This window comes from Stieleria sp., from assembly GCF_041595215.1.
Lineage (GTDB): Bacteria > Planctomycetota > Planctomycetia > Pirellulales > Pirellulaceae > Stieleria > Stieleria magnilauensis.
The window spans coordinates 1-5179 of the sequence record NZ_JBFHKV010000603.1 but is presented as its reverse complement, the minus strand read 5'-3'; the positions used below and the strand labels follow the sequence as shown (position 1 = coordinate 5179).

Sequence of the window (5179 nt, the reverse complement as noted above, 5' to 3'; positions counted from 1 at the left end):
TCCGACGATCGAGCAACAGATCGCCAGCGGATACAACCGCTTGCTGCAAACGACACACGAGGGCGGCCTGCAGCCGAAAGAGTACTTGGCGATTTACGCCGCCGATCGCGTGCGCAATGTTTCCGCCGTTTGGATGGCCGCGACGATGGGCTGCGCACAGTGTCATGACCACAAGTACGACCCGTACACATCCAAGGACTTTTATTCGCTGGCCGCTTTCTTTGCCGATGTCGACGAAGAGAAACACTTTAAAAATGGGACCAACGCGCTGCCGACCCGTAGGGAACCGGAGATCGATGTGTTGGGGCGGACCGATCGGCTACGGCTGGCTGAATTGGATGCCGCGATTCGATCCGCCGAAGCGGAGGGAAATTCCGAGCAACTGAAAACACTGCAACAAGAACGTGATGCGATCGCCGCGCGCAAGCAGCGGACGATGATCACCAAGTCGATTGAGCCGCGGACGGTGCGGTTCCTGCCGCGCGGGAACTGGTTGGATGAAAGCGGCGATGTGATGCAGCCCGCGATCCCGGAATTTTTGGGGGACATTGGCGAGTTTGCCGGTTTGCCGGACGGGGCGCGGGCGACGCGACTGGACTTGGCAAATTGGTTGTTTGATGTCGAGCGAGGTATCGGCGGATTGACCGCACGTGTGTTTGCCAATCGGTTGTGGTACCTGTACAGCGGACGTGGCATCAGCCCGACGCTCGGCGATTTTGGCGGTCAGGGCAGGCCACCGACCAATCCAGAGTTACTGGATCATCTGGCCGGCGTCTTGTTGGAATCCGGTTGGGACCTCAAGGCCACGGTTCGTCAAATCGTCACCAGCGAAACGTATCGCCAGGCGGTCGTGATGCAGGAAACACGTCGCAAGCTGGATCCGTACAACGATCTGGCCGCGTCACAATCGGGGCATCGCTTACCCGCCGAAACCGTGCGCGATGCGGTGTTGGAAATGGCCGGGTTGCTGGATCATCAGGTCGGCGGACGCAGCGTGCGGCCGTATCAACCAAGTGGTTACTATCGGCATTTGAACTTTCCCGGGCGAATCTACACGCCTGACCAGGGGCGGATGCTGTGGCGGCGTGGCGTCTACACCCATTGGCAGCGTCAGTTCTTGCATCCAACGCTCAAGGCACTCGATGCACCCAGTCGCGAGGAATGCACGGCCGAGCGGCCACGCAGCAACACACCGCTGGAAGCGTTGGCGTTGTTGAACGATCCGACGTTCGTCATCGCCGCGAAAGCCTTTGCCGCCAGGGTGCTGCGTGAGAGTGACACGGCGGCGTCGCCGACGTCCGCCACCGAGACCAGAATCAACACGGCGCTACGGATCGCGATCGGCCGCGACGCCAATCAAACCGAACGTGATGCGCTGACGCGATTACTGGAGAGTGAAATTCAACGCTTTGAAAACGACCCGGCCGCCTGCGATGCGTTTTTGGAAACGCCCCGCGATGTCACGATAGCGTGGCCGGCCGAGACGCCCGGTGCGGAGCGCGCGGGCTGGTCCAGCGTCGCGCGGGCCGTCCTCAATTTGCACGAAACCTTGTACCGTCCCTAATGAACGAACTCCAACGCAGAACCTTTCTCGCCAAGAGCGGCCTGTCCCTCGGTGCGGCGTCGTTTGCGAACTTGTTGGCTCGCGATGGGTTGGCAGAACTTGCGACGGGCTTGCCACCGGGCGTCGACGGATTGCCGCACTTTCCGCCGCGAATTAAACGCGTGATCTTTCTGTGCATGGCCGGCGGTCCGTCACACTTGGAGACCTTTGACGAGAAACCGGAGCTGGCGCGGCTGCACGACCAGCCGATGCCCGCGTCGTTCACCGACGGACAACCGATCGCTCAACTGGCCGGCAAGCCGTTGAAAGTCCAAGGCCCGATGACCACGTTTCGGCGGTGTGGCCAGAGCGGTCAAACGATCAGCGACTTCCTGCCCTACCATCAAAAGATGGCGGACGATCTGTGCATCCTCAAGTCAATGGTCACCGAGCAGATCAACCATGACCCCGCGCACACCTTCATGAACACGGGCACCGCGATCAGTGGGCGTCCGTCGATGGGATCGTGGGTCACCTACGGGTTGGGCAGCGAGTGCGATGACTTGCCGGGGTTTGTCGTCATGACCAGCATCGGCGGCCGCAATCCGCAACCGATCGCGTCGCGTCAGTGGTCGTCCGGGTTTCTGCCCAGCCGCTACCAGGGAGTCGAATTCAATAGCACCGGCGTTCCGGTCCACTATGTCGACCCGCCTGCGGGGGTCGGCAAGGTCGGCCAGCGGGCGGTCGTCGACGCCATCGCCGCGATCAACCGACATCGGTTTGCCCGCCATGGGGACCCGGAGATTCAAACGCGTCTTTCGACCTACGAGATTGCGTTTCAGATGCAAACGTCGGTGCCGGATCTGGTCGACATGTCCGACGAGCCGCAGCGGATATTGGACATGTACGGCGCGACACCGGGGGACGGATCGTTCGCCAGCAATTGTCTGCTGGCGCGGCGGTTGGCCGAACGCGGCGTGCGTTTCATTCAGCTTTACCACCGCGGCTGGGACCACCACGGCGATCTGGAGCGGTACATGAACGTGTGCTGCAAGTTGACCGACCAGCCGACGTGGGCGTTGATTCAGGATTTGAAGCAGCGCGGAATGCTGGACGAGACGCTGGTGATTTGGGGTGGCGAATTCGGTCGCACGCCGATGTACCAGGGCAAGGGCGGTCCTGGGCGGGATCACCACATCAAGGGGTTTTCGATGTGGATGGCCGGCGGGGGCGTCAAGCCGGGCATCAGTTACGGGGCGACCGACGAGTTGGGGTACAACGCGACCGAAAATGTCGTCCACGTGCGAGATTTACACGCCACGATGCTGCATCTGCTGGGGATTCGTCACCAGCGTTTCAGTTATCCGTTTCAGGGGTTGGACATGAAACTGACGGGGGTGGAAAGGGCCCGCGTTTTGGAGGGGGTTCTGGCATGATCGGAACGACCCGACGGGGCCGAGCGAACAGACTGGTCAGGCTGGCGTTTTTAGCCCTATACGCTGCCGATGCCGGTCGATACACTCTGGGGCCCGAATTCGCATAACCCATTGAATTTTGACGAAGTTAGACCAAGAAATGTACGCCATTATTGTTGACGGTGGACGTCAGTACCGTGTTGAGCCCGGAATGGAAGTCGATCTGGACTACCGTGAAACGCCGGCTGGTGAAAGTTTGACCTTTGAAAAAGTGCTCGCGGTCCAAGGTGACTCGGGGTTGAAGCTCGGATCTCCGACCGTCGACGGCGCCACCGTGACCGCTTCGGTGATGGGGCCGAAACAGGGCAAAAAGATCTACGTGCAGAAGTTCCGACGGCGTAAGCACAGCAAGAGCCGTATCGGCCACCGTCAGCTGTTCACGCGAGTCAAGATCACGGACATCGCGGGCGTCTGATGCCTTCCAGCCGGCTCTCCGATTACGAGCTGGGGGATATCCTGGGTGTTGGAACCGTCGGCACGATCTACCGTGCGACGGAAAAGGAGACCGGGCGCAGCGTTGCGCTCAAGATACTCCATCCCAAAGTCAGCCAAAACACTCTGATTCGCGCTCGCTTCAAACGCGAGATGATGATTTTGGAGAAGCTGCGGCATCCCAGTATCGTTCAGTACTTCGGCGGAGGCCGTGTCGACGACGACCAGGGGCTGTTTTATGCCATGGAAGTGGTCTCGGGCGGGACGGTTTCGGACCTGCTCACGTTTGGCGGGCCGCTTCCCTGGACAGTGGTCGTCGAGATCACCCGTCAAGTCTGCAGTGCGCTGCAGTGCGCGCACAACATCGGCATCGTCCATCGCGACTTGAAGCCGAGCAATCTGTTCCTGACCCCCGAAGGCGGCGTCAAGCTGGGAGATTTCGGGATCGCACGAGATCTCACCGCCGGCGATTTGACATCGGCCGGCATCACGGTCGGGACACATGCCTACATGGCGCCCGAACAAATCAGGGGCGAGCAATCGGTTTCGGGAAAGGCCGACCTGTATGCACTCGGCTGCTGCATGTTCGAGATGCTGACCGGTCGGAAAGTCTTTCTCAGCGACGATTACGCCAAACTGTTCGACCAGCATCTCAAAAGCAAACCGCCCTCGGTGCGTGACTTTGTCGATTGCCCCGAAGCGATCGACAAGGTGATCGGGCAGCTGCTGGCCAAGTCGCCCGACGATCGCCCGTTCAACGCCCGTCAGGTCCAGGCGATGATGATGGAAGCGGCCCGCAATTTCAATTCGGGCGAGAAGGCCGGGGATCCGGACAACCCCGTTTTCGAGGCCGGGTATAACGAGTTGGTGCGACGGATTCGAGCGCGGCTGGATCCGATGTCCAACACCGTCAGCGGGCTGCGGTTGGGACTCGCGATCGCTGTGATCGCAGCGATCATCATCGGTCTGGTCGTGGTTTCGCAGTCCGGTTCGTAGTGCTGTGACACAGCCCGGTTCCGGTCGTGGAATTCGCCAACGGTTTGGCGATTGCGTGAGCCGTCTGGCGCGAGCCCAGTGCCACCTACGTTGGCACTGAAGGAGGTAGCGGAACGGCGCGAGCCGTCCGGTTTCAGCGTGAAAACACCGTGAAAGACCGGAGGGCTCGCGCCCTACCGCTAACAAAACACTGACGGCTTCCGCGACAGGGTTAGCCGCGTGCACGAAACGGCCGATCCCGATCCGTTACACTGATCATCGGATGAGCGTGGCCTCAGTGCACTTTGAGCAGTGTCCGCTGGTCACGTTTGCGAGCCCCCGCCCACTGCACCGTTTCACCGCGCATGAATTCGACCCACGGCCTTCCCGAAGTCATCGAAGACGAATCCCAACTCGAGGAACTCTTGATCACGCCGTCGGCGGAATTGATCGAGTGGGCCGCAACGCTTTCGGGAAGCCTCGTGATCCTGGGAGCCGGCGGCAAGATGGGGCCGACCCTGGCCGCACGTGCCCAGCGCGCGATCGATCAAGCCGGGGCCGCTGCCCAGGTCGTTGCGGTCAGCCGATTCTCCGATCCGGTTGCCCGCGACTGGCTCGACCAGCGGGGCGTCAAAACCGTGGCCGCGGACCTGCTTTCGCAAGACGCATTGGACGAATTGCCCGACACCGACACGGTCATCTATCTGGTCGGCTCGAAATTCGGAACCCGACAAAACCCATCGCACACCTGGGC

General features: G+C 60.9%; 4 protein-coding genes and 1 pseudogene. All 5 read left to right on the top strand.

The genetic code is table 11. The features are described from left to right. Positions 1-1564 (top strand): DUF1553 domain-containing protein (locus tag ABX749_RS20915; RefSeq protein ID WP_372897682.1); only part of this gene is annotated, 1564 nt, incomplete at its 5' end. Further along, positions 1564-2979 carry a DUF1501 domain-containing protein gene (locus tag ABX749_RS20910; RefSeq protein WP_372897681.1) on the top strand — a complete coding sequence of 472 codons (1416 nt, stop codon included), beginning with the start codon at positions 1564-1566 and terminating at the stop codon, positions 2977-2979. The genes ABX749_RS20915 and ABX749_RS20910, both read left to right, overlap by 1 nt. A 139-nt stretch (positions 2980-3118) precedes the next feature. After that, positions 3119-3433, top strand: a complete 315-nt coding sequence (rplU, locus tag ABX749_RS20905) for a 50S ribosomal protein L21 (protein ID WP_145220577.1) — start codon at positions 3119-3121, stop codon at positions 3431-3433. Then, positions 3433-4446 carry a serine/threonine-protein kinase gene (locus tag ABX749_RS20900; protein ID WP_145220575.1) on the top strand — a complete coding sequence of 338 codons (1014 nt, stop codon included), beginning with the start codon at positions 3433-3435 and terminating at the stop codon, positions 4444-4446. The genes rplU and ABX749_RS20900 overlap by 1 nt, the downstream gene beginning before the upstream one ends. A 344-nt stretch (positions 4447-4790) precedes the next feature. Beyond that, positions 4791-5179, top strand: a pseudogene (locus ABX749_RS20895) (epimerase); the annotation flags it as partial.